Origin of the sequence: Aureimonas jatrophae (assembly GCF_900104035.1) — a bacterium.
GTDB lineage: Bacteria > Pseudomonadota > Alphaproteobacteria > Rhizobiales > Rhizobiaceae > Aureimonas > Aureimonas jatrophae.
The window spans coordinates 163,347-183,848 of record NZ_FNIT01000004.1; the positions used below are offsets into that span (position 1 = coordinate 163,347).

The following is a 20,502-nucleotide window of genomic DNA, read 5'->3' on the forward strand; positions in this document are numbered from 1 at the left end:
CAACTCCGGCTCCGTTGCAATGCAGCATCGCACAGGAACGCTTCGACGCCGCGGGATCCCCTGACATCCGAGATAGCGATCGCCGCGCTAGGCGACCCCGATCCGGTATCCATGCGCATCCCATGGAAACACAGTGCGAGCGCAGGGACCGCTCGCCGCGGTGTTCGAGCTAGCGCTGCGGCGAGGTGCGATCCCTGACCTCAAGGCGTTCGCGCTGGGCTTTCAGGTCGTGGGTCCAGGTCCGGTCGGCGGTCTCCAGACCAAGGGCGGTCCGGTCGAGATCGACCAAGCGCCCTTCCCTCGCGCACCCGCATCCGGGAATGGATCGCCCGGGCCATGCGGCGCTCGACCTCGTGTCGCCCCGAGGTGGCGTGATTCCAGCGTGCGGACATGCATGGTCCAGGGACGCCCGGCGACACCAAAGGGCCCGCCGCTGTCGCGACGGGCCCAGTGAGGCAGGCAGGACGATCGGGTCGCGCTGGCCGTCAGGCCTTGGCGCTCCGGAAGGCGGACGACCAGTTGCGCCGTGGCGCCGGCTTGGCGCCGGGGACGGCGGAGACAGGCGTGCCACCGGTCAGGGTCGCCATGCCGCAGAAGCCGACCAGCGCCATGCCGGCCACCGCCAGAGGATCGGGGAACTCGCCGAACAGCACGGCGCCGAGCACCGCGGCCCAGACGATCTGGCTGTACTGGGCGGGCGCGATGCGGCTGGCCGGCGCCAACCGGGCGGCCACCACCATGGCGATGTTGCCGATGCCCGCGCACAGGCCGCCGAACAGAAGGATCGGCCAGTCGGCAAGCGAGGGCATGGTGAAGGTCGGCACCATCAGGACGCCGTTGACGACCACCGCGCCCGTCAGAACCGCGCCGACAAGGGTCAGGCGGCGTTCGGTCGGGCCGAGCTGACGCAGGAGGATCGCGCTGGACGCGCCGCAAAAGGCGCAGACCAGCGCCGACAGATGGCCGAGCGTCAGGGCGTTGAAGCCGGGCCGCACGACCAGCAGCACGCCGGCCAGACCGCCCAGCAGCGCCAGCCAGCGCGAGGCCGTGACCACCTCGCGCAGCACGGTTGCCGAGAGCACCGCAACGAAGACCGGCAGCAGGAAGATCAGGGCGTAGGCTTCTGCCATCGGCAGGTGGGTGAAGGCGTAGACGGCGGTGATGCCGCCGCTCGTGCCGGTGGCCACGCGCAGCGCGACGAGGCCGGGCCGGCGGGGACGCACGATCTGCGCCCAGGTCTCGTCGCCCCGCTTGGAGAGGATGGCGGGAACGAGCGCGATCAGGGAGACGAAGAAGCCGATCTCGAAGACCGACATGTGGCTTCCGAGCAGCTTGCCGGCGGCGTCGGAGCAGGAATAGGCGAGGTAGGCCAGGAAGGCGAGCAGGATTCCGGTCTGCATGGATGCGGGCTTTTCGAACGATCAGGACAAAGCCGGCATCACGATCCGTCGATCGTTTGCTCGAAGAGCCCTTTCGGGACCCGTCGGGCGCGTATTCGCTTAAGGGGTGTCGGCGCTGCGCACACTCGCGCAAGACGGTTGATAGAGCCTTAAAACCGCGCCGCACAATCGGGTTAACGGCTTGAATCGGATGATATTCTCTTACGGTTCGATATGCCGGCGTGATCGCTTCGCTCGGCTGACGAATTGCGGCAAATTCGCGGAAGGCGGGCGGGCGAAAATAAGAAATCGCGTACGCGGCGCGGGTGCATCAGTGGCGGCCTCGCCCGTGTTCGACGAGGCGTGCGATGGCACCGACGCAGTATGCGTCGCGGCCCTTCTGGAACGCGTCGCGGGCGACCCTTCGGCCGCCCGCGACGTGCCAGGCCCGCGATGTCGCAGGCAGCCGGTCAGTCCACCGGCAGCATCCGGCCCTCGCGATCCGATACGAAGCAGAGATCGAGAAGCTTCTGGACCTCGGCCGCGCGGCGGAAGCTCGGCTGGCCGTTCTCGCCCGACATGAGCGCCATGGCGAAGCGGTGCTCGTTGCGGGGCGTGACCGGGCATTCGACCGGCTTCCAGGTCGCGGTCTCGATATCGGGTCCGAGGCACACGTGGAGCGTCGAGTCGAGCTGGTTCGCCCAGATGCGCAAGCTCCCCTTCTCGCCATAGAGCGTGAGGTGCAGATCGTTGAGGTTGCCGGTGGCGTAGCGGCTCATGTGGATGACGCCGAGCGCACCGTTGTTCATCTCCACCGTCATGGCGACGCTGTCGTTGACGTCGAGCGTGTAGTTGCCGATCCGGTCGCCTTCCGCCTTGTGGTAGGTCTTCATCCGGGCCTGGAGCGCGGCGATCTCCAGCCCCGAGCCGAAGGTCGCAAAATCCAGGATGTGGATGCCGATGTCGCCGAGCACGCCCTTCGAGCCGTGCGCCGCCGACAAACGCCAGAGCCAGCGCTCCTCGGTGCGCCAGTCGCCCCAATGCCGGCCGGTGAGCCAGCTCTGGAGGTAGTTGGCGTCGATATGGCGGATCGTGCCGATCCGTCCCTCGTCCACCATGCGGCGCGCCATCTGGATGGCGTGGGCGTTGCGGTAGGTGAGGTTCACCATGTTGACGAGACCGGCGGCCTCCGCGGCCTCGGTCATCGCCATCGCGTCGGGATGGTCGACCGCCAGCGGCTTCTCGCAGAAGACCGGCTTTCCCGCCTCGATGAGCTGCAGCGTCGTCGCCTTGTGGACGCCGTCGGGCGTGGAGTTCACGGCCGCGTCGAACGCGCCCCACGCGATCGCCTCGGCAAGGCTGCCGAAGGCGTTCGGAATGGCGTGTTCGGTCGCGAACTCGCGCGCGCGCGGCAGATGGGTGTCCACGGCGGCCACCAGCTGGCAGCCGGGAATGGCGCCGAAATGCTCGGCGTGGCGATGGGCGATGCCGCCCGTGCCCAGGATCAGGATGCGCTTCTCGCTCATCAGCGGTAGCCCGCCTCGCCGGCCTTGTGGAGGGAGCGGCCCTTCTTCTCGATCCGCTCCCGTGCCTGGTCGATCGGAACGTTGGGCGCCTCGGCGACCCCCTTCCAGGGCTTGGCCGGGTTGTAGGCCCAGCGCACCGCGTTGCGCAGCACGCGCTGGATGTTGGCGTCGTGATAGATCGGGTAGGTCTCGTGGCCGGGCTCGAAGTAGAAGATGCGTCCCGCGCCGCGCTGGTAGGTGAGCCCCGAGCGGAACACCTCGCCGCCCTCGAACCACGACACGAACACAGTTTCCAGCGGCTCGGGCACGAGGAAGGGCTCGCCGTACATCTCCGAGTTCGGCAGCTCGATGAAGCGGTCGATGCCTTGCGTGATCGGGTGGCTCGGGTTGATCACCCACAGGCGCTCGCGCTCGCCCGCCTCGCGCCAGCGAAGCGAGCAGGGCGTACCCATGAGGCGCTTGAAGATCTTCGAGAAGTGCCCGGAGTGGAGGACGAGGAGACCCATCCCCTCGTGAACGCGCTGCGCCACGCGTTCCACGATCTCGTCGGCTACCTGACCATGCGCCTTGTGACCCCACCACAGGAGCACGTCGGTCGCCTCCAGGCGCTCGGCGGTCAGGCCGTGCTCGGGCTCGGGCAGCGTCGCCGTCGCGACCTCGAGCTCGCCGTCCTCGCGCAGGCTCCGGGCGATGGTCTCGTGGATGCCGTCGGGGTAGACCTCCTTGACCACGGCGTTTTCGCTCTCGTGCAGGAACTCGTTCCAGACGGTGACGCGGATCGGCATGGCGTGTCCTTTCAGTCGGCGAGAAGCAGGGCGACGGGCAGGTCGGCGAGAAGGTCGCGCAGGAGAAGCGACGGCGCCCCGCGCACCTCCTGCAGCGTCAGGACGTTCTCGAAGCGCGCCCCGGCGATCTGCGAGGGCAGGCGGAGCGCCGTGTCGGCCCAGCGGTCGGGATCGGGCATCGGCCGCTCCGCCTTGTTGCCGAGGAGCTCATGGGCCAGGCGCGGCGCAACGGCCACCGCCACCCGCCCCTCGTCGTCGGTGCGCGCAAAGGCGACGACGTGCTGCGCCATCGGCCCGGTGACCTCGAGAGGCAGATACTTGCCCGTGGTGAAGAGGGTCGGCGCTTGTCTGCGCGCCTTGAGGGCGGCGGCCGTGAGCTTGGCCTTGACCTCGCCGTCGCGCCAGTGCGCCAGCGCCTGTTCGACCCCCTCCCCGTTCGCCATGGCGCGGGCACGCGCCTCGAAGTCGACCTTGCGGCGGTTGTCGGGGTCGACGAGGCTGAGGTCGTAGAACTCCGTGCCCTGGTAGATGTCGGGCACGCCGGGCGCCGCAAGCCGGATCAGGGTCTGCGCGAGCGAGTTGAGGGCGCCAGCCACGACGAACGGCTGCACCTCGCGCCAGAAGGCGGCGAGGAAGGACCCGGACTGGGCCGGCGAGAGCGCGGCCTCGACGAAGCTCTTCAGTGCCGCCTCGTAGTCCTCGGCCGGCGCGGTCCAGGACGTGAAGCGCTTGGCCTCGCGCACCGCCTTTTCCGCAAAGGCCTGCAGGCGCTTGGCGATGGCGGCGGCCGCCGTCTCGTCGGCGGGATCGAAGTCGGCAGGCAGAACGCCGAGCAGCGACTGGTAGAAGCCCCACTCGGTCGCCGGGTCGGGCGAGAGGCGACCGTTGCCGAGATCGACGCGGAAGCCCTTCAGGGCCTCGGCCGCACGCTCCACGATCTCGCTCCAGGCCTCTGGCGCCTCCGACAAGGCGTAGATGCGCGCACGCGCGTCCTCGCCGCGCTTGGTGTCGTGGGTGGACAGCGCCATCAGCCCGTCGGGCTGGTCCTCCAGGCGGATCAGCATCTGATCGTGGAAGGCCGCCGTGTCGGCGCCGTAGTGGTCCGGCTCGCCGCCGACCTCGTTCAAGGCGATCAGACGGTTGTAGCGGTAGAAGACCGTGTCCTCGACGGCCTTCGCCATGACCGCGCCGGTGGTCTGCTGGAAGCGCCGCGTGAACTTCAGGGCGCCGGTCACGTCGCGCCCGTCCTCGAAGGCGAGCTTCAGGAGGCGGCCGACGAAGGCGACGGGTTCCTGAGCCTCGACCTCACGGCCGGCCTGCGCACGTGCCACCGCCTGGTCGATCACCTCGACGTCCTTTTCCGGCACGCCGTCGACGCCGACATAGGTGCGGTAGACCGGGAGCTCGGTCGCGACCTCGACGATCGAGCGGGACAGGTCGTCGCGTCCGAAGTCGCGCGTCGACAGGCCGCGTTCGGCGACGTTCAGGGCTTCCGTGGTCAGGACCGAGAGTTCGCCCGCAAGGTTGTGGGTGAAGATCGCGCGCTTCTGCTCGGCGATCATGGCGCGCAGGTCCTCGGTCTCGCCGACGAAGTCTTGGTAGGCGCGCGTCATCGCCTCCTCCTGGCGGCCGTCCACGAAGAGGTTGGCGACCGCCTGGATGAACTCGTAGCCGGTGGTGCCCGCGATGTTCCACGACGTGCGCAGCCGCTCGGGGCCGGTCAGGATCTTCTCGACGTGGATGAACACGTCGCGGCGCAGCGACTGGAAGTTCTGGTCCAGCTCGTGGAGGTAGCCCTTGGGGTCGGCGACGCCGTCCACGTGGTCGATGCGGATGCCGTCGAGCCGGCGTTCGCGCGCCAGGCGCATGATGGTCTGGTGCGACTCGCGGAAGACGCGGCGCATCTCCTGGCGAACGCCGATGAGGTCGGCGATCTCGAAGAAGCGGCGATAGGAGAGCTTCTCGCGCGCCAGGCGCCACCAGGCGAGGCGCCAGGTCTGCGCCTCGTGGAAGGCGTGGAGCGCCGCCTTGTCGGCGTTGATCGCCTCGATGCCCTTGCGCAGCGCGGCGAGGAAGGCGGGGTCGGCGACGTGCTCGGCGAAGCGCTCGCCCAGCTCCTCGCCGTCGGCCGGCACGGCCGAGGAGAAGCGGCGCACGAGCCGGTCGCGCTCCTCGTGCTCGACGAAGGCGAAGACGTGGCTGAGCGTGCGCGGATCCACCGGCAGCGTGTAGCCCGACGCCGAGAAGCGGATCTCGCGCCGCTCCTCGTCGTAGACGATGGCGAGGTCGCCGCTTTCCAGCGCCTCGCCATAGGGCTTGCCGAGCGTCGGGATCAGGATCTTCTCGGCATCCCAGGAGATGTCGAAGGTCTCGGCATGCCAGCTCTCGCGGCCCCAGCGCAGGACGTCCTCCCACCACGAGTTGCGCGGCGAGACGCCCATGTGGTTGGGCACGAAGTCGAGGACGAGGCCGAGGTCGGCGCGGATCAGCGCGTCGCTCATCTGGTTGAAGCCGCCGTCGCCGCCCAGATCCGGCTCGAAGCGGTTGTAGTCCACGACGTCGTAGCCGTGGGTCGAACCGGCCGAGGCGGCGAAGATCGGCGAGGCGTAGAGGTGGCTCGCGCCCAGTTGCCCGAGATAGGGCACGAGGTCTTGGGCCTGCGCGAAGCCCGTCCCCTCCCGGAACTGGAGGCGGTAGGTCGCGACGAGGGGACGGCTCATGGAAACTCCGGGAAACGGAAGATGGGGAAGGTCAGGCGAGTTGCGGGCGTTCGTCGCGCAGTGCCCGCGCCATGGCCTGGAAGCGCTCGTCCGCGGCCAGATCCTCCAGAAGGACCTCGGAGCGGATGCGCCAGTTGGGATACTCGTCGGTCGTGCCCGGCAGGTTGGGCTGGCGTTCCGACAGGATCATGTCCTCGACCTGGACGGCAAACAGCATGGAACGGGTTCGCGCGGCGAAGCGGTGGATCGCGATGGCGAGTTCCTCGTCGAGCCGCTCGGGCAGCGGATCGCCGCCGTCGAGCAGCCCCGCCAGATGGGGCGACAGAAGGTTCTCGTGGCGCAATGCGCCGAGCAGCGCCTTGCGGTCGCGGTCGCGCGAGGCGAGGTCGCGCGCCGTATGCGCCTCGCTCTGCCGCCCGGTCTCGGAGCGCAGCCGGATGTCGGAGCCGTGCCACCAGCCGGCGAGCGCGGCGAGGTCGTGGGTGGAGATGCAGGCGAGCGACAGTTCGGGATACTCCGTCGTCGCCTTGAAGAGCCCGTCCTCCCAACGCTCGAAGTAGAGCACCTTGTAGGACAGGATCGCCGCCTCCTCGGCCGTCTCGCGGAAGCCCTCCGGCACGGTGCCGAGGTCTTCGCCGATCACGAGGCAGTCGCGCCGCTCCGACACCTCGGCGAGCGCGTCGATCATGTCGCCGAGCGGATAGCGCACATAGCCCCCGCCAGACGAGCGCGAGGTCTCCGGGATCCACCAGAGGCGGGCCAGCCCCATCGCGTGGTCGATGCGGATCGCGCCCGCATGGTCCATCAGGCTCTCGTAGGCGCCGACCAGCGGGGCGTAGTTCCGCTCCGCCAGCGCGTCCGGCGACAGGGGCGCCAGCCCCCAGTCCTGGCCGTCGGAGTTGAACATGTCGGGCGGCGAGCCGACGCGCGCGGCGCGCACGGTCACCTGAGGATCCGCCCAGGTTTCCGCCCCGTCCGGCGAGACGCCGACCGCAAAATCGAGATAAAGGCCGACCGCCATGCCGGCGGCCAGGGCACGCTCCTGCGCCGCCGCCAGTTGCTGGTCGGCCAGGAACTGGAGCCACCCATGGAAGAGGACGGCGTCGACGTTCTCCCGCTCGAAGCGGCGCACCGCCTCGCCTGAGCGGTCGTGAAGCTCGGCGGGCCAATTGTGCCAGCCCGCGCCCTCGCCCGCCGCCACCCGGGCCTCGGACAGGGCCTCGAACAACGCGAAGCCCGCGAGCGCGTCCCCGCCCTTCTCCCGAAAGGCGGCGAGCGCGGGATCGCCGCGCAGGGCATCCTTCTGAACCTCGAAGAGCTCGCGGAGAAGCCGGCGCTTCAGCGTGCCGGCGGCCATGTAGTCGACGAGCTCGCCGTCCAGCCCCTCGAACAGCGCGGGCTCGGCGGCGCGCAGCGTTTCGATCGCCTCCGCGCCGCCCTCCACCGCATCCACCGCGACGTAGAACGGGTTGATGAAGCGGCGCGTCGAGGGAGAATACGGGCTGTAGCGGCCGGGATCGGCCATAAACAAGGCGTGCATCGGGTTGACGCCGACGAAGTCCGCGCCGACCGCCGCCGCGATCTCGGCGAGGTGGCCGAGGTCGGCGAAGTCGCCCAGACCCAGCGAGCGCCGCGAGCGCAGCGCGTAGAGCTGGCACGTCACGCCCCAGCGCCGCTGCCCGCGCACGCGCTCCGGCAGGGCGCAGCGCCGGCGCGGCGCGTGCTGAAGCTCGGCAAAGCGCCCCCGCTCGCCGCTCTCGGGGTCCACCCGCAGGGCCTGGAGAAGGGCGCCTTGAGCTTCGGCGTCGATCGCCATGGGCTCGCCCATCTCGGAGCGATAGCGAACCTGGATGCCGTGGCTCTCCGCCAGTTGCTCCAGCCGCTCACTCATCGCCCAGGCCCTGCACCAGGACGCGGTCCGACAGAAGCGCCAGAACCGTCCAGGACGGCATGGCGCCGTTGCCGACGTGCTCCACCACGTCCTTGTGGTTGGCGTAGACGGCCTCGGCCGAGCCGATCGCGGGATCCAGCAGTCCGTTCTCGATCTCCCAGGGGTCGTCCGAGAGGTTGGCGAACAGGTGGTAGAAGCGGCCGGGCTGCAGTTCCCAGACCACGCAGAAGGCCCGCTCCTCCACGAGCGCCATGCCGCAGTCGCCCTTCACCCCGTCGAGCAGCGGGAAGAGCACCTCCTGGCGGATATGGAGGAGCTTCGTCGTGACCTGAAGCCGGCGCTTGTGGATCGGCTGGAGGAGCTGCGACCAGTCGAGACGCGAAATCTCGAAGGTCATGTCGTCGTTGGGGTCGGGGAAGATCTTCTGCGCGTCCTCGTCCTCGAAGGCGGCGAAGCTCTTGAACTCGCGGCGCCGGCCCTTCGACACGGCGTTGGCGAGTTCGCCGTCGAAGTCCGTGAAGAAGCAGAAGGAGTTGCAGTCGCCGAACTCGTCGCCCTGGAACATCAGCGGGATCTGGGGCGACAAGAGCAGGATGGCCTGGAGGCAGTCGTAGGACCGGGCCGAGGCGAGCGAGCGCAGGCGGTCGCCGAAGGCCCGGTTGCCGATCTGGTCGTGGTTCTGAATGAAGTTCACGAAGGCGGTGGGCGGCAGGCTCGCCGAGGCCGTGCCGACGTCGCGCTCGCGATGGTCGGAATACTGACCCTGGAACACGAAGCCGGTGGCGAGCGCGGTCGCCATCTGCTCGGTCGAGTGCGGGTCGTAGTCGCGATAGTAGCTCTCGCGGTCGTTGGTCCCGATCACATGGGCGCAGTGGTGGAAGTCGTCGTTCCACTCGCCCGAGACGAGCGGGATCGAGCCGTCCTCGTTGCGGTCGATGTGCCAGACGATGTTGCGGTCGTCCTCGGTGGTGATGTGGACGTGGCGGTCGGTCACCACCTCGCGCACGCGGGCGGCCAGCTCCTTCACGAGCGGCGTGTCGGTCGTGTCCTTGATGGAGTCGATCGCGTCGAGCCGCAGGCCGTCGATGCGGTACTCCTGCATCCAGTAGAGCGCGTTCTGGATCATGAACTCGCGCACCGGCGTCTCGTCATAGGCGATCGCCGCGCCCCAGGGCGTGTTGATCTCCTGGTGAAAGAACTCCGGCACGTAGGCCGGCAGGTAGTTCCCGTCCGGCCCGAAGTGGTTGTAGACCACGTCGAGGAAGACCATGAGCCCGCGCTCGTGCGCGGCGTCCACCAGCTTCTTCAGCCCCTCCGGCCCGCCATAGGCCTGGTGCGGGGCATACAGCAGAACCCCGTCGTAGCCCCAGCCGCGCTGGCCGCCGAACTGGGCGACCGGCATGATCTCGATCGCGGTGATGCCGCTATCGCGCAGGTGGTCGAGCTTGGCGATCGCCGACTCGAACGTGCCCTCCGGCGTGAACGTGCCCACATGCAGCTCGTAGAAGACGCACTCGTGCCAAGGGCGTCCCTTCCAGCCGCCGGTGCGCCAGCGATAGGCGGCGGGATCGACGAGGCGCGACAGCCAGTGGACGTCGCCGCCTTGGGCGCGCGCGGCCGGATCGGGATAGGTCTTGTCGCCCTCGAAGCGGAATCCGTAGAACTGGTCGGGCTCGGCCTGGGTCTCGACCTCCCACCAGCCGTCCTCGCCCTTTTGGAGGGGGTGGAAGCTGTCGGGCTTGGCCGCCTCGTCGCTGGCGAGCGCCAGTTCCACCGCGCCCGCGCTCGGTGCCCAGATGCGAAAGCGTGTTCCCTCCGGCCGGTAGGTCGCGCCCCAGTGCGTCTCGAAGCTGAACGTGTTCTCGGCCGGCGCATGGCCGGCGGCCGTGTCCCCGTAAGCGGTGTCCATGAGTTGTCGCCCCTTCCGTCTCATTCCAAAAAGCCGAGAGACCTCCCGCACGCCGTCCCGTCCGGCGTCCGCGCGAGGCTTAACTGGAGCAGGTCACGCCGCCGGCAGGGGCGCGCGCCCGCGTTATTTCCTCAAGCGCCCAAACGGTTTTTTCAGGCCGCCACGGCGCCGGGGGCGGCAGGCGTTTCCGCCGCCGTCACGGCGTTGCCGACGCGCCCGTGGACGAGATCGTGGATGAAGCCGAGCTTGCGGATCACCGTGCGCGACAGGACGAACGGGTAGAGGTCGCTGAGGCCCATGGCGCGGTTCATCGAGTTCAGCGCCTGGCTGAGCGCCAGCCAGGCGTCGGCGATCTCCTCGATCGTGGTCGCCGCGTCGTAGACCTTGAAGTCGAGCTCGGTGGTGAGGATGCCGTCGCGGTCGAGGCGCGGGTGGATCGTCATGCCGTAGGAGCCGCCGACCTCCAGCGTGTCGACGATGTGGAGATAGTGGGCCCAGGTCTCGGCGAAGTCCTCCCAGGGGTGGGAGCCGGCATAGGAGGACACGTACTCCTCCTGCCAGCCGGGCTTGGGACCGTTGGCGTAGTGCGCCTGGAGCGCCTGGCCGTAGTCGATCCGGTCGTCGCCGAAGATCGCGCGGCACGCGTCGAGCGCTCCACCGTCGCGCACCAGCATGTCCCAGTACCAGTGGCCGACCTCGTGGCGGAAATGGCCGAGCAGCGTGCGATAGGGCTCGCCCATGGCGTTCCGCCGCGTTTCGCGCTCCACGTCGTCGGCCTCGGCGAGCGCCACGGTCACGATGCCCTCGTCATGGCCGGTCATGACCTTGACGCCGGCCGCCGGGTCGTCGGCCAGGAACTTGAAGCCGAGACCCTCGGGGTGCTCGGCGCGCGTCCACAGCGGCAGCTTGAGCCGCAGGAGCGTGTAGAACATGCGGTGCTTGGCGGCCTCCATCTTGCCCCACAGCGCCTGGTTGGCGGGGTCGGAGAGGTCGGGCACCATGAGGTTGTGCCGGTCCGCGAGGCATAGAAGGTCGGCGCTTTCGGCGGGAATCAGCCAATTGCACACGCCGTAGCGGTGGTTGTCGCAATAGCGCCAGCGATCGGCGCGCTGGCCGCCGCGCTCGACGGAGACGAAAGCGTCGCCATCCACCTCCAGCGCCAGCATGCGGTTGCCGCGCGGCTCGTAACCCAACGTATGGCCGCAGCGCTCGCAGCGGATATTGTCGAAGAACACGACCTGATCGCAGGCCGGGCAGGAGAACAGCTTCATGGCAACGCTCTTGGGTGCGGCGCGGAAAAACGGGAGATCGTTGCGCTAACTGTGCCGACGCTCCCAGGTTCCCGACCGCGCCACGCTTTGCCGCCGCGACGCCTGCTGCCTGTTTCGCGCGCATTCTACACCGGTGCGACGGTTGTGTGCGGCGCGGGAGCGGCTATGGTCTGGCCTCAAGTCCTCCCCTGCCCCCAGCCGATGGACACGCATGCCGGTTCTCGCCGCCCTCCGCCACCTGACGCACTACCGCTACGACCGCCCCGTGCGCCTCGGACCGCAGACCGTGCGCCTGCGCCCCGCACCCCATTCGCGCACCCGCACGCCCGCCTACAGCCTCCATGTCGAGCCGGCCGGCCATTTCCTGAACTGGCAGCAGGATCCGTTCGGCAACTGGCTGGCACGGCTCGTCTTTCCCGAGCCGGTGCGCGAGCTGCGCATCGAGGTCGACCTTCTGGCCGACATGACGGTCTACAACCCGTTCGACTTCTTCGTGGAGGACGCGGCCGAGACCTTTCCGTTCACCTACGACGCCGAGCTCGGGGCGGATCTGGCGCCGTATCTCGCCCATGACATGGCGGAGCCGCGTCTTCAGCAGTTTCTCAAAGGGGTCGACCGGACCCCGCGCCGCAGCGTCGACTTCCTGATCGATCTCAACCGCCACGTAGCGAGCGAGATCAGCTACCTCATTCGCATGGAGCCCGGCGTTCAGACGCCTGAGGAGACGCTGGAGAAGCGTTCGGGCTCGTGCCGTGACTCCACCTGGCTCCTTGTCCAGGCGTTGCGCCACCTCGGCATCGCCGCGCGTTTCACCTCGGGCTACCTCATCCAGCTGAAACCCGATGTCGTGGCGCTGGACGGTCCGGCCGGCACGGCGCACGACTTCTGCGACCTCCACGCTTGGGCCGAGGCCTTCCTGCCCGGTGCGGGCTGGATCGGCCTCGACCCGACCTCCGGCCTTCTCACCGGCGAGAGCCATGTGCCGCTCGCCTCCACCCCGCACTACCGCTCGGCCGCGCCGATCGCGGGCGGCGTCGAGCCGGCCGAGACGACCTTCGACTTCGCCATGGAGGTGCAGCGCCTGCGCGAGGAGCCGCGCGTCACCAAGCCCTTCTCGGACGAGAGCTGGCAGGCGCTCGACGCGATGGGCCAAAAGGTGGACGCCGACCTTCAAGCCATGGATGTGCGCCTGACCATGGGCGGCGAGCCGACCTTCGTCTCGGTGGACGACTTCGAGGCGCCCGAATGGAATGCCGACGCGACGGGCCCCGCCAAGCGCGGCCTGGCCGACACGCTCCTGCGTCGGCTCCAGCAGCGCTTCGCACCGGGCGGCTTCCTCCACCACGGCCAGGGCAAGTGGTATCCCGGCGAAACGCTGCCGCGCTGGACCTACTCGATCTACTGGCGGCGCGACGGCGAGCCGATCTGGCGCGACCCGGCGCTGGTCGCCGGCGAGGCGCCGGGCGCGGACGCGCCGCCCGCGACGGTCGAGAAGGCGCAGCATATTCTAGAGAGTGTCGCCACGCGCCTCGGGCTCGACCCCGCCAACGCCCTGCCCGCCTTCGAGGACCCGACCTACTTCGTGGCGCGCGAGGCCAAGCTCCCGGTCAACGTCTCGCCCGCCGACTCCCAGCTCGAGGATCCCGAGGAGCGCCAGCGTCTCGCGCGCGTCTTCGACCGGGGCCTCAGCCAGCCGGTCGGCGCGGTGCTGCCCGTGCAGCCCTGGCAGGCCGACGGACGGCGCTGGCTGTCGGAACGCTGGCGCACGCGCCGCGGCCACCTCTTTCTCGTGCCCGGCGACAGCGCGCTCGGCTATCGACTGCCGCTGTCCTCGCTGCCGCACCTGCCGCCTGCCCTTTATCCCTATACCCACCCGGCCGACCCGCAGCAGTCCTTCCCGCCCCTGCCGCCGCGTGCCGCGCTCGGGCAGACGCAGCCGCGCATCGACACGGCCGACGCCGAACGCTGGCAGGCGCCGGCCACCGCCGCCGACACCGAGATCGCCGGCCACGTGCGCACCGCGCTCGCGGTCGAGCCGCGCGACGGCGTCCTCCACGTCTTCATGCCCCCGGTGGAACGGGTCGAGGATTACCTGGAGCTCCTGGCGGCGGTGGAGGCGGCGGCCGCCGAGCACCGGCTGCCGCTTCGCATCGAGGGCTACGCGCCGCCCTTCGACCCGCGCCTCGACGTCATCCGCGTCGCGCCCGATCCCGGCGTCGTCGAGGTCAACGTCCACCCCGCGCACAGCTGGGACGAGGCGGTCGCCATCACCACCGGCGTCTACGAGGACGCGCGTCATTCGCGGCTCGGCACCGACAAGTTCATGGTGGACGGGCGGCACGCGGGAACCGGCGGCGGCAATCACGTCGTGCTCGGCGGCCAAACGCCCGCCGACTCGCCCTTCCTGCGCCGGCCCGACCTCCTGAAGTCGCTGATCCTCACCTGGCAGCGCCACCCCTCGCTGAGCTACCTCTTCTCGGGGCTCTTCGTCGGCCCGACGAGCCAGGCGCCGCGCGTCGACGAGGCGCGCCACGACGCGCTCTACGAGCTCGAGATCGCGATGGCGAACGTGCCGCCGCCCGGCGAGGGCGAGCCGCCCGCCCCCTGGCTGGTAGACCGCCTGTTCCGCAACCTTCTGGCCGACGTCACCGGCAACACGCACCGCTCCGAGATCTGTATCGACAAGCTCTACTCGCCGGACGGACCGACCGGGCGGCTCGGCCTCGTCGAGTTCCGCGGCTTCGAGATGCCGCCGCACGCGCGCATGAGCCTGGCCCAGCAGCTCTTGATCCGCGCTCTCGTCGCCAAGCTCTGGCGCGAACCCGCCTCGGGCCGGCTCGCGCGCTGGGGCACGCAGCTTCACGACCGCTTCATGCTGCCCGCCTTTGTCTGGGCCGACTTCCTCGACGTCCTCGCCGAGCTCGGTGAGGCCGGCTATTCCCTGCGGCCCGAATGGTTCGAGGCGCAGGCCGAGTTCCGCTTTCCCTTCTGCGGGCGCGTCGCGCTGGAGGGCGGCGTCTCGCTGGAACTCCATCAGGCGCTGGAGCCGTGGCACGTCATGGGCGAGACCGGGGCGATCGGCGGTACCGTGCGCTTCGTCGACTCCTCGGTGGAGCGCCTCCAAGCCAGACTCGATGGTTTCGATCCCTCGCGCCATCGCCTCGTCTGCAACGGCCGCACCGTGCCGCTGACGGCCACCGGCCGGGTCGGCGAGGCGGTGGGCGGCGTGCGCTTCAAGGCTTGGGCCCCGGCCTCCGGCCTCCACCCGACGATCCCCGTCCATGCGCCGCTGACCTTCGACCTCTATGATCTTTGGAACGGGCGCTCGCTCGGCGGCTGCCGCTACCATACGGCCCATCCCGGCGGGCGGGCCTACGACACGTTCCCGGTGAACGGCTACGAGGCCGAGGCGCGGCGCCTCGCGCGCTTCGAGGAGATCGGCCATACCGCCGGCCGCTTCGCGCCCCCGCCCGAGTTGCCCGACCCGAACTTTCCGCTGACGCTGGACCTGCGCCGGCCCGCCTCCCTTGCGCTCTGATCGTCTCGCCCGCGCGCCGGCCGCGGGAAACCCGCTTCTCGACGGCTATGCGCCTCCGTCCGGCGCGTTCGACGAGATGCGTGGGGCGGACGGCATGGTTCGGCCGCATTACCGCTCGCTGATCGCGGCACTGGGCGCGCTGGCGCCGGAGGAGCGCGAACGACGGCTTGGCTCGGCCGCCCAGTACCTTCGCGAAGCCGGCGTCTTCTACCGCGCAGGCGGCGAGACCGGCGAGCGGCAATGGCCGCTGGCCGTTCCGCCCTTGATCCTCGCCCCCGAGGAATGGCGGGCGCTGGAGCGGGATCTCAAGGCGCGAGCGCATTACCTGGAAGCCCTTCTGGCCGATCTCTACGGTTCGCGCCGGCTGGTGCGCGAGGGCGTCCTGCCCGGTCGGCTGCTCGGTTCCAACCCCGAGTTCCTGCGCCCGCTCGCGAACCAGGCGCTCGGCGGCCGCCCGCTTCTCGGCTTTCTCGCGATCGACCTGCGGCGCGACGCGAACGGTCGGTGGCACGCGGTCGCGGACCGGACGCAGGCGCCGTCCGGCGCCGGCTTCGCGCTGGAGAACCGCGTCGCCACCGCGCGGGCCCTGCCGGATCTCGCCAAGGCGCACCGCCTGCGGCGCCTGGCCGGTTTCTTCACGCGCTTTCGCGATACGCTCGACGCGTTGGGCGGGCGCACCGAGGGTGGCGGGCGGCCCGGTCTCCTGACGCCCGGTCCCTCCAACGAGACCTATTTCGAGCACAGCTATCTCGCCCGCTATCTCGGACTTCAGCTTCTCGAGGGCGGCGACCTCGCCGTCCACGGCGACGAGGCGCGGGTGCGCACCGTGGAAGGGCTGCGGCCGATCTCGGTGCTCTGGCGCCGCATGGATGCGGACTGGACCGATCCTCTGGAACTCAAGTCGCGCTCGCGGCTCGGCACGCCCGGCCTCGTGCGCGCCGTTCGCGCGGGCCACGTCCACCTCGTCAACGCGCTCGGGTCGGGGCTGGCCGAGACGCCCGCCTTTGCCGCCTTCGAGGACGCGATGGCCCGTCACCTGACCGGCGAACCGCTGGCGCTTGCCGCGCCCGAGACGCTGTGGCTCGGCGACGCGAGCGCGCGCGAGCGGTCGCAGGACGCCGGTTGGCGCATCATCGAGGGCTTTCCGGGACAGGCCGAGACGGCCGTTCGCACCTCCGGCGAGGAGCGATGGGCGGAGCTTGCCGCGCGGCGCGTTCTGCCCGCGTCCACGACGCCGGTCTTGGAGGAGGGGCGCCTCGTGCCGCGCCCGGTCACGTTGCGCGTCTTTTTGGCCCGCAGCGCGGCAGGATGGGAGGTCATGCCGGGTGGCTTTGCGCGAGCCGCCCCCCGCTCCGGCTCCGACGTCGAGGCTATCGCGGCCGGCGGGCGCTCGCTCGACGTCTGGATCGCGGCCGAGGAAGAGGAGCGCCCCGTCACGCTTCTGGGCCAGGCGACGGGCGACTTCCAGCGGCGCCTGCCGGGATCCCTGCCCTCTCGCGCGGCCGACAACCTGTTCTGGCTCGGCCGCTCGGTGGAGCGGCTGGAGGCGGCGGTGCGTCTGTGGCGCGCCTCGCTGGTGGCCGATGCGCCGTCCGGCGCGCTGGCCGCCGCGCGCGCCGCGCTTCTGGCGCGCTCGGGCGTGGGCGCGGCCGACGAGGACGCGGCGCTCGGTCTTCGTCACCTCGCACGGGGCGCCTACGACATCGCCTCGCGCATTCGCGACCGCTTTTCGCCGGACGGCTGGCGCGTGCTTCACGAGATCGTGGAGGTTCTCGACGAGGCGGTGGCCGGGTCGAAGGGGCGCGACGACGACGTACTCGCCGATCGCCTGCTGACGCGCCTTGCCGGCTTCTCGGGTCTCGTCGGCGAGAACATGGTGCGCCTGTCGGGCTGGCGCTTCCTCCAGTGCGGACGCCGCCTGGAGCGTGGGATGCTGGCGGCGGAGGTGGGAGCGGCCTTTCTGGCGGTCGAGGACGAGGGCGTGCTCGACGCGCTGCTCGACTACGCCGACAGCCGCATGACCTATCGGCGCCGGTTCTCGGTGGAGCTGTCCGCGCCCAGCGTCCTTGACCTCGTGGCGCTCGATCCGCTCAACCCGCGCTCGGTCGCCTATCAGGTCGAGGCCCTGCGCGAGCTTCTGGCCCAGATGCCGGGCAACCGACCCGGCGAGAGCCTCGATCCGCCCTCGCGCCGCGCTGCGCGCCTCAAGGTCCGTCTCGAAACGGCGCTGCCGGCCGAGGTGAACGCGGCCTGGCTCGCACGCATCGCCCGCGACCTCGCCGACATCTCCGACCTTCTGACGGAGCGCTTCTTTGCCGCCGAGCCGGAGGGCGCGATCGAGCGCTGGGAGGCCGAATGACGGTGCGCTACCGCATCCACCTCCATATCGGCTACGGCTATCGCGGCCAGGTCAAGGACGCCCGCCATGTCCTGCGCGTCACACCGCGCGAGAATGCGGGCCAGCGCGCCGAGAGCGTGCGCATCGACATCGCACCGCGTCCCGCCGAGATCGAGACAGAGCCCGACTTCTTCGGCAACGCCACCGACCACCTTCTGATCCGCGAACCGCACGCCGCGCTCGCGGTCGACGCCCGCCTCGTGGTGGCGGTCGACCGGCCTGCCCCCGATCTCGCAGCGACGCCCGACCTTTCCACCCTGCGCTCGGCGGCCGCGGCCTCGTGCGAGAGCGAGGGCGACGGACCGATCCACTTCCTGGGTGCCGGACGCCTCGTCGAGCCCGCGCCGGCCGTGGGGCGCTATCTCGCGCAAGCGCTGGACGCGGCCCGGCCGGCCGGCGAGACGATGCTGGAGATTTCGCGCCGCATCCGGACCGAGTTCCGATTCGCACCGGGGGTCTCCACCGTCTCGACCCGCGTCGAGGAAACCTTCGAGCGCCGAGCCGGGGTGTGCCAGGATTTCGCCCATCTTCTGATCGCGGGCCTGCGCGCCCTGGATATTCCGGCCCGTTACGCCAGCGGCTTCCTGCGCACCCTTCCACCGCCCGGCAAGCCGCGGCTGGCGGGCGCCGACGCCATGCATGCGTGGGTCGAGGTCTGGCTCGGCGAGAAGGCCGGCTGGATCGGCTTCGATCCGACCAACGCCTGCCTCGCGCTGGAGGATCACGTGCTCGTCGCGGTGGGGCGCGACTATGCCGACGTCGCGCCGATCGACGGCGTCCTGATGACGTCCGGCCCGCAGCGCACGCGCCACAGCGTCGACATGGTGGCGCTCGAGGAGACGGTCGCGGCGTGAGGATGCAAGGAAACGTTCACCCTGAATCGTCATGCTGGCGATCGAAAGGGAACATTTCCCATTTCCCGCGCATGCTGCGGGCCTGACGAAGCAGGATCTGATTCATGTCGGGCGAGGTACCGATCCTTTATTTCCTGATCGTGGGGACGGCCATGGTCGCGGGGGCGCTCACCTTATGGGAGCGCCATGCCACGACGACGCACCGCGCGCCGCTCGCCTGGTGGGCCACCGGCTATTTCATGATCGCCGCCGGCTGCATCCTGCGCATCGTGCCGAACGTCCCGCACGAGATCGTCATCGGCCTCTCCAACGTTCTGGTGACCTGGGGCTACGGAGCCGTCATCGCCGGTCAGTACCGCTTTCTCGGTCGGGCGCTGCCGCTTGTTCTGCCGGTCGGCCTCCTGATCGCGACCATTCTGTGGGTCGCGTTCGGTCAGTATCAATCGATGAACGACCGGATCGTGATGACATCGCTCGCCTCGGGCTCGATCTGCTGGATCGGCTGCGCGATCCTGGCGCGGTCCTGGCGGGAAGCGGACACCGCCCTGCGCGCCCAGCGCCTGGCCTCGGTCCTGATGGCGATCCATGCCGGCTTCTTCTTCGTGCGAGCGGGATCGACGCTCTTCAGCAGCGATGCGGTCGCGCGCTGGGGACCGGACGTGACCATCACGATGTTCGAAGGCATCTTGTGGTCCTTCGCCGGTCCCGCGACGCTTCTGACCATGGTGCGCGAGCAGCGCGAGAATCGGCACGAGGCCGCGTCCAGCACCGACTTCCTGACCGGCCTCGACAACCGCCGCGCCTTCTTCGGAAAGGGCGAGGCGATCGTGTCCGGCGATCAGGCCGGCGCCCTTCTCGTCTTCGACCTCGACCACTTCAAGCGCATCAACGACACGTTCGGGCATGGCATCGGCGACGAGATGCTGCAGCTCTTCAGCCGCATCGCCCAGCGGGAGATGCGCGGCGTCGACGTTCTGGCCCGGCTGGGCGGCGAGGAGTTCGCGGCGCTCCTGCCCGGTCTGGACGCGAGCGAGGCAGAAGCGGTGGCACGGCGCGTGGCGCGCTCGCTCGAGGCCACAGCGCTCGACCGGCCCGGCGCGGCGCCGGTCCGGGCCACGGTGAGCGTCGGCGTCGCGATGTTCGACCCCCGCGAGCCGGCGGTCCTGGCTGCGATTCTGGCCGCCGCCGACCGGGCGCTCTACCGGGCCAAGCGCGAGGGGCGGAACCGCATCGAGCGCGCGGTTCCCCTGGCCGCCTGACGAAGGTTCCGCTGTCTCAGGCGCTGGCCTCGTCGAGGCGGCGCATGTCGTCTTCCGTCAGCGAGATCCGGGCGGAGCGAGCCAGGCTTTCCAGCTGATCCACGCTGGTCGCGCTGGCGATCGGCGCGGTGACGCCGGGCTTGTGCATGATCCAGGCGAGCGCAACCTCGGCCGGCCGGGCCTTGTGGCGTCCCGCCACCTCGTCCAACGCGTCGAGGACGCGAAGTCCCCTGGCGTCGAGATACTTGGCGAGCCCGCCCCCGCGCTGGCTCTTGGACAGATCGTCCTGGCTCCGGTACTTGCCGGACAGGAAGCCCGAGGCGAGGCTGTAATAGGTGATGACCCCGATCTCCTGCGTGCGGCAGAGATCGAGAAGCGGCCCCTCCAGGCTCGAGCGGGCGACGAGGTTGTATTCGGGCTGCAGCACGTCGTAGCGCGGCAGCCCGTTGCGCTCGGCGGCCGCCAGCGATGCCTTGAGCTGATCGGCCGAGAAGTTCGAGCAGCCGATCGCCGCGATCTTTCCCTCGTCCTTCAACCGGGCAAAGGCCCCCAGCGTCTCCTCGTGCGGCGTGGCGTCGTCGGGCCAGTGCGAGAGGTAGAGATCGATGCGGTCGATCCCGAGCCGCGCAAGCGACTTCTCGGCCGCGCGTGGGATATAGTCGCCCCGCAGCGTCTTGCCCTCGCCCACGTCCGAGCCGACCTTGGTGATGATGACGACCCGGTCGCGCTTGGCCGGATCGCGCTTCAGCCAGCGGCCGATGATCGTCTCCGACTCACCGCCCTGGTTGCCGGGCGCCCAGGCCGAGTAGACGTCGGCCGTGTCGATGGCATTGAAGCCGTGGTCGACGAACGCGTCGAGCAGGCGGAACGAGGTCGCCTCGTCCGCCGTCCACCCGAAGACGTTGCCGCCGAAGACGAGTGGCATGATGGAAAGGCCTGTGCGGCCGAGAGCACGGGACTGCATGCGGGAAA

Annotated in this window: 12 protein-coding genes; 4 read left to right on the plus strand and 8 right to left on the minus strand. The window is 69.9% G+C overall.

Features of this window, described 5'->3' with window-relative positions:
* Positions 1–485: 485 nt before the first annotated feature.
* The 7 genes from BLQ76_RS10765 to BLQ76_RS10795 all read right to left on the minus strand — a co-directional run bounded on the left by BLQ76_RS10765 (position 486) and on the right by BLQ76_RS10795 (position 11,481).
* Positions 486–1,400, minus strand: coding sequence for a DMT family transporter (locus BLQ76_RS10765; RefSeq protein ID WP_090672954.1), 915 nt, complete (start codon positions 1,398–1,400; stop codon positions 486–488).
* A gap of 449 nt (positions 1,401–1,849) precedes the next feature.
* Entirely contained in the window at positions 1,850–2,905 is a 1,056-nt protein-coding gene (locus BLQ76_RS10770; protein WP_090672956.1) for a Gfo/Idh/MocA family protein, read from the minus strand.
* Complete coding sequence (locus BLQ76_RS10775; protein ID WP_090672958.1) at positions 2,905–3,690, minus strand: ThuA domain-containing protein; 786 nt, start codon at positions 3,688–3,690, stop codon at positions 2,905–2,907. Before BLQ76_RS10775 ends, BLQ76_RS10770 begins: the two co-directional genes overlap by 1 nt.
* A gap of 11 nt (positions 3,691–3,701) precedes the next feature.
* Entirely contained in the window at positions 3,702–6,410 is a 2,709-nt protein-coding gene (treY, locus tag BLQ76_RS10780) for a malto-oligosyltrehalose synthase (RefSeq protein ID WP_090672960.1), read from the minus strand.
* 31 nt (positions 6,411–6,441) lie between these two features.
* A complete protein-coding gene (gene malQ / locus BLQ76_RS10785; protein WP_090672962.1) occupies positions 6,442–8,301 on the minus strand; it encodes a 4-alpha-glucanotransferase in 1,860 nt (619 codons plus the stop codon).
* Positions 8,294–10,210 carry a malto-oligosyltrehalose trehalohydrolase gene (treZ, locus tag BLQ76_RS10790; RefSeq protein ID WP_090672964.1) on the minus strand — a complete coding sequence of 639 codons (1,917 nt, stop codon included), beginning with the start codon at positions 10,208–10,210 and terminating at the stop codon, positions 8,294–8,296. Before treZ ends, malQ begins: the two co-directional genes overlap by 8 nt.
* Positions 10,211–10,362: 152 nt before the next feature.
* Positions 10,363–11,481, minus strand: coding sequence for a zinc-binding metallopeptidase family protein (locus BLQ76_RS10795; protein WP_090672966.1), 1,119 nt, complete (start codon positions 11,479–11,481; stop codon positions 10,363–10,365).
* A 211-nt stretch (positions 11,482–11,692) separates the two neighbouring features.
* Between BLQ76_RS10795 and BLQ76_RS10800 the strand changes: the two genes are divergently transcribed.
* The 4 genes from BLQ76_RS10800 to BLQ76_RS10815 all read left to right on the plus strand — a co-directional run bounded on the left by BLQ76_RS10800 (position 11,693) and on the right by BLQ76_RS10815 (position 19,530).
* Entirely contained in the window at positions 11,693–15,019 is a 3,327-nt protein-coding gene (locus BLQ76_RS10800) for a transglutaminase family protein (RefSeq protein WP_090672968.1), read from the plus strand.
* Positions 15,009–17,378: a circularly permuted type 2 ATP-grasp protein gene (locus tag BLQ76_RS10805; protein ID WP_244519580.1), complete on the plus strand. Its 2,370-nt coding sequence runs from the start codon at positions 15,009–15,011 to the stop codon at positions 17,376–17,378. The genes BLQ76_RS10800 and BLQ76_RS10805 overlap by 11 nt, the downstream gene beginning before the upstream one ends.
* Entirely contained in the window at positions 17,375–18,271 is an 897-nt protein-coding gene (locus tag BLQ76_RS10810) for a transglutaminase family protein (protein ID WP_090672970.1), read from the plus strand. The genes BLQ76_RS10805 and BLQ76_RS10810 overlap by 4 nt, the downstream gene beginning before the upstream one ends.
* A 104-nt stretch (positions 18,272–18,375) precedes the next feature.
* On the plus strand, positions 18,376–19,530 hold the full coding sequence (locus BLQ76_RS10815; protein WP_090672972.1) for a GGDEF domain-containing protein: 1,155 nt from the start codon (positions 18,376–18,378) through the stop codon (positions 19,528–19,530).
* Between the two features lie 16 nt (positions 19,531–19,546).
* Here the strand turns inward: BLQ76_RS10815 and BLQ76_RS10820 are convergent, their stop codons facing one another.
* Positions 19,547–20,494 carry an aldo/keto reductase gene (locus tag BLQ76_RS10820; RefSeq protein ID WP_090672974.1) on the minus strand — a complete coding sequence of 316 codons (948 nt, stop codon included), beginning with the start codon at positions 20,492–20,494 and terminating at the stop codon, positions 19,547–19,549.
* Positions 20,495–20,502: the final 8 nt, after the last annotated feature.